Raw genomic sequence first — 5211 nt, 5'->3', positions numbered from 1 at the left:
GAGTTGACAAGTCTGGGAAAAGGGGCTACATTTGTAAATGCGCGCTGCAAAGGAAGTCCGGAGCGGACGCGCCGAACCTAGAAAAAAGAATAGTTTGAAAGCGATGTGGGGTCAACCCCCAACGTCAGAAAAAGACTAAAAAAGAGCCAAAATCCCTCTAAGGAGGGAGAAGGCAAAAAGAGCTAAAGAAAACTCAAAACTAAAATGGAGAGTTTGATCCTGGCTCAGGATGAACGCTGGCGGTCTGCTTAACACATGCAAGTCGAACGAGATACTTAGGTATCTAGTGGCGGACGGGTGAGTAAAGCGTGAGAATCTACCTCGAAGACGGGGACAACAGTTGGAAACGACTGCTAATACCCGATAAGCCGAAAGGTGAAAGATTTATTGTTTCGAGAGGAGCTCGCGTCCGATTAGCTAGTTGGTGGGGTAAGAGCCTACCAAGGCTGCGATCGGTAGCCGGTCTGAGAGGACGATCGGCCACACTGGGACTGAGACACGGCCCAGACTCCTACGGGAGGCAGCAGTGGGGAATTTTCCGCAATGGGCGAAAGCCTGACGGAGCAAGACCGCGTGAGGGAAGAAGGCCTATTGGTTGTAAACCTCTTTTCTCGGGGAAGAAAAAAATGACGGTACCCGAGGAATAAGCCTCGGCTAACTCCGTGCCAGCAGCCGCGGTAATACGGAGGAGGCAAGCGTTATCCGGAATTATTGGGCGTAAAGCGTCCGTAGGTGGCCCATCAAGTCTGCGGTTAAAGACCGGAGCTCAACTCCGGAGGAGCCGTGGAAACTGAAGAGCTAGAGTCCGGCAGGGGTAGAGGGAATTCCCAGTGTAGCGGTGAAATGCGTAGAGATTGGGAAGAACACCGGTGGCGAAAGCGCTCTACTGGACCGGAACTGACACTGAGGGACGAAAGCTAGGGGAGCAAAAGGGATTAGATACCCCTGTAGTCCTAGCCGTAAACGATGGAAACTAGGCGTGGCTTGTATCGACCCGAGCCGTGCCGAAGCTAACGCGTTAAGTTTCCCGCCTGGGGAGTACGCACGCAAGTGTGAAACTCAAAGGAATTGACGGGGGCCCGCACAAGCGGTGGAGTATGTGGTTTAATTCGATGCAACGCGAAGAACCTTACCAGGGCTTGACATGTCGCGAATCCGGCTGAAAGGTCGGAGTGCCGTAAGGAGCGCGAACACAGGTGGTGCATGGCTGTCGTCAGCTCGTGTCGTGAGATGTTGGGTTAAGTCCCGCAACGAGCGCAACCCTCGTCCTTAGTTGCCAATATTAAGTTAGGCACTCTAGGGAGACTGCCGGTGACAAACCGGAGGAAGGTGGGGATGACGTCAAGTCAGCATGCCCCTTACGTCCTGGGCTACACACGTACTACAATGGTTGAGACAAAGGGCAGCAACCTCGCAAGAGCAAGCGAATCCCATCAAACTCAGCCACAGTTCAGATCGCAGGCTGCAACTCGCCTGCGTGAAGGAGGAATCGCTAGTAATCGCCGGTCAGCATACGGCGGTGAATCCGTTCCCGGGCCTTGTACACACCGCCCGTCACACCATGGGAGCTGGCAACATCCGAAGTCGTTACTCCAACCGTTCGCGGAGGAGGGCGCCGAAGGTGGGGCTAGTGACTGGGGTGAAGTCGTAACAAGGTAGCCGTACCGGAAGGTGTGGCTGGATCACCTCCTTTAAAGGGAGACCCGAAGGAAGCCAATCGACCCAACCCAAATTATCAAGAGGTCTTGGCCCACTCAACAATCCCTCGGTCGAAACGTTGGGAAACCCAAAAACAAAGCTTTCAAACTATTAAAAAGGTTCGCGGTTGGGGCTATTAGCTCAGGTGGTTAGAGCGCACCCCTGATAAGGGTGAGGTCCCTGGTTCGAGTCCAGGATGGCCCACCTTAAACTCAAAAAAGCGAAAAGAGCTAAATTTGGCATCGTCAAGCTCAATATCGAATTGAGGGAAGCGAATGCCGAACGAAAGTTCGGAAAAGAGAACCTTGAAAACTGCATAACTTAAGAATCCTAAAGAAATAGAGTCAAAGTCCAGCCATGACCCCAAGTCAGGGAGGTCATGGCAGCAGAACAATCCAAAGGAAAGGTCAAGCTAGAAAGAGCTAACGGCGGATCCCTAGGCACGCAGAGGCGAAGAAGGACGTAGTTACCGACGAAACGCTCCGGGGAGCTGGAAACAAGCATTGAGCCGGAGGTGTCCGAATGGGGCAACCCCAAAGTACGACTTGCTGAATCCATAGGCAAGAGCGAGCGAACCGGGCGAACTGAAACATCTTAGTAGCCCGAGGAAGAGAAAACAAAAGTGATTCCCCCAGTAGCGGCGAGCGAAAAGGGAAGAGCCTAAACCCTGTCCTACGGGAGAGGGGGTTGTGGGACGACCATCAGCAAGGTCTTAAAGAAGACGAAGCCGTTGAAAGCGGCACCAGAGGAGGTTAAAGTCCTGTAGTCGGAAAACTAAGAAATTGTGGTTGTATCCCGAGTAGCTCGGAGCCCGTGAAATTCCGAGTGAATCAGCCAGGACCACCTGGTAAGGCTAAATACTCCTGCGTGACCGATAGCGAACCAGTACCGCGAGGGAAAAGTGAAAAGAACCCCGAAAGGGGAGTGAAATAGAACGTGAAACCGTTAGCTTACAAGCAGTGGGAGGACGATTAAACGTCTGACCGCGTGCCTGTTGAAGAATGAGCCGGCGACTTGCAGGCTCTGGCTGGTTAAGGCGAACTAAGCCGAAGCCCAAGCGAAAGCGAGTCCGAAAAGGGCGACCTAAAAGTCAGAGTTTGCAGACCCGAACCCGGGCGATCTAACCATGTCCAGGATGAAGCTTGGGTAAAACCAAGTGAAGGTCCGAACCGACCAATGTTGAAAAATTGGCGGAGGAGGTGTGGTTAGGGGTGAAATGCCAATCGAGCCCGGAGCTAGCTGGTTCTCCCCGAAATGTGTTTAGGCGCAGCGGGAGTCAAGTCCACAATGGGGGTAAAGCACTGTTTCGCTGCGGGCTGCGAGAGCGGTACCAAAGCGAGGCAAACTCAGAATACCATTGTTGGAAACTCCCAGTGAGACGGTGGGGGATAAGCTTCATCGTCAAGAGGGAAACAGCCCAGACCACCAGCTAAGGTCCCAAAATTGTGACTCAGTGAGAAAGGAGGTGGGAGTGCCCAGACAACCAGGAGGTTTGCCTAGAAGCAGCCATCCTCGAACGAGTGCGTAATAGCTCACTGGTCAAGCGCTCCTGCGCCGAAAATGAACGGGGCTAAGTCACATACCGAAGCTGTGGAATACGGAAGTATTGGTAGGGGAGCGTTCTAGAAGGGGTGAAGCACTAGCGGCAAGCAGGTGTGGACTTTCTAGAAGTGAGAATGTCGGCTTGAGTAGCGAAAATTGGTGTGAGAATCACCAACCCCGAAACCCTAAGGGTTCCTCCGCAAGGCTCGTCCTCGGAGGGTAAGTCAGGACCTAAGGCGAGGCTGAAGAGCGTAGTCGATGGAGAACGGGTTAAAATTCCCGTACCGTCAAACCGTGACGAAGGAGGACGGAGAAGGAAGTCATCATCCGGAGAATGGTAGTTCCGGTGTAAGTGTTCGAGGCGAAGAAGTTGGGAGAAAACCGACAGAGCTAAGAAGCGAGTCCGACCCGCTACGGCGGGGAAGTGGTGACTTTCAGGCTTCCCAGAAAAGCCCTAAACGTCATAACGGTTTGAAGCCTGTACCCGAAACCGACACAGGTAGGGAGGTAGAGAATACCGAGGGGCGCGAGATAACTCTCTCTAAGGAACTCGGCAAAATAACCCCGTAACTTCGGAAGAAGGGGTGCCAGCAGCAATGCTGGTCGCAGTGAAGAGGCCCAGGCGACTGTTTACCAAAAACATAGGTCTCCGCCAAGTCGTAAGACGCAGTATGGGGGCTGACGCCTGCCCAGTGCCGGAAGGTTAAGGAAGTTGGTCAGGGCGTTCGCGCTTGAAGCTGACGACTGAAGCCCCGGTGAACGGCGGCCGTAACTATAACGGTCCTAAGGTAGCGAAATTCCTTGTCGGGTAAGTTCCGACCCGCACGAAAGGCGTAACGATCTGGGCGCTGTCTCGGAGAGAGGCTCGGCGAAATAGGATTGTCTGTGAAGATACGGACTCCCTGCACCCGGACAGAAAGACCCTATGAAGCTTTACTGTAGCCTGGAATGGCTTTTTGGCTTCGCTTGCGCAGGATAGGTGGGAGGCGTTGAAGTATTCCTTGTGGGGAATACAGAGCCAACGGTGAGATACCACTCTGGCGAGGCGAAAATTCTAACCTTAACCCGTAAGCCGGGGAAGGGACAGTTTCAGGTGGGCAGTTTGACTGGGGCGGTCGCCTCCAAAAAGGTAACGGAGGCGCACAAAGGTTCCCTCAGGCTGGTTGGAAATCAGCGCGGAGAGTGTAAAGGCACAAGGGAGCTTGACTGCGAGACTGACAAGTCGAGCAGGGTGGAAACACGGTCTTAGTGATCCGACGGCACTGCGTGGAAGGGCCGTCGCTCAACGGATAAAAGTTACTCTAGGGATAACAGGCTGATCTCCCCCAAGAGTCCACATCGACGGGGAGGTTTGGCACCTCGATGTCGGCTCATCGCAACCTGGGGCGGAAGTACGTCCCAAGGGTTGGGCTGTTCGCCCATTAAAGCGGTACGTGAGCTGGGTTCAGAACGTCGTGAGACAGTTCGGTCCATATCCGGTGCAGGCGCAAGAGCATTGAGAGGAGTCTTCCTTAGTACGAGAGGACCGGGAAGGACGCACCGCTGGTGTACCAGTTATCGTGCCAACGGTAAACGCTGGGTAGCCAAGTGCGGAGCGGATAACCGCTGAAAGCATCTAAGTGGGAAGCCCACCTCGAGATGAGTGCTCTCATGGTATAAACCAGTAAGGTCACGGGAAGAACACCCGTTTGCTAGGCGCTAGGTGGAAGTTTTGTAAGGAATGAAGCCGAGGCGTACTAACCGACCGAGGGCTTGACCCTTAAGGGAAAAATCAGCAGAAGACCCCGACTCGAAGATTTTTAGGACGATTAAGCGATGCAGTCTTGAGGGTGATTGACTCTCACAGGTTTTCCTGGTGCTGTTAGCGCGGTGGAACCACACCGATTCCATCCCGAACTCGGAGGTGAAACGCTGTTGCGGTGAAGATACTCGTCGGGTTGCCGACTGGGACAATAGCTCGGTGCCAGGTTA

The 5211-nt window shown here is 53.7% G+C and carries 1 tRNA gene and 3 rRNA genes; all 4 read left to right on the top strand.

Annotated features, from left to right (window positions below):
• Nucleotides 1-201 precede the first annotated feature (201 nt).
• The 4 genes from H6G50_RS23770 to rrf all read left to right on the top strand — a co-directional run bounded on the left by H6G50_RS23770 (nt 202) and on the right by rrf (nt 5209).
• Nucleotides 202-1693, top strand: a 16S ribosomal RNA gene (locus H6G50_RS23770).
• Between the two features lie 135 nt (nt 1694-1828).
• Nucleotides 1829-1902, top strand: a tRNA-Ile gene (locus H6G50_RS23765).
• A gap of 201 nt (nt 1903-2103) precedes the next feature.
• Nucleotides 2104-5000, top strand: a 23S ribosomal RNA gene (locus tag H6G50_RS23760).
• A gap of 91 nt (nt 5001-5091) precedes the next feature.
• Nucleotides 5092-5209: ribosomal RNA gene (rrf, locus tag H6G50_RS23755) — 5S ribosomal RNA — on the top strand.
• The 16S, 23S and 5S rRNA genes sit together here with 1 tRNA gene alongside, the layout of an rRNA operon.
• The last annotated feature ends 2 nt before the right edge of the window (nt 5210-5211 follow it).

The sequence above is a fragment of the Oscillatoria sp. FACHB-1406 genome (assembly GCF_014698145.1).
GTDB lineage: Bacteria > Cyanobacteriota > Cyanobacteriia > Cyanobacteriales > Spirulinaceae > FACHB-1406.
Note: the sequence above shows the minus strand (reverse complement) of the source record. Positions and strands in the feature narration are given on the sequence as shown.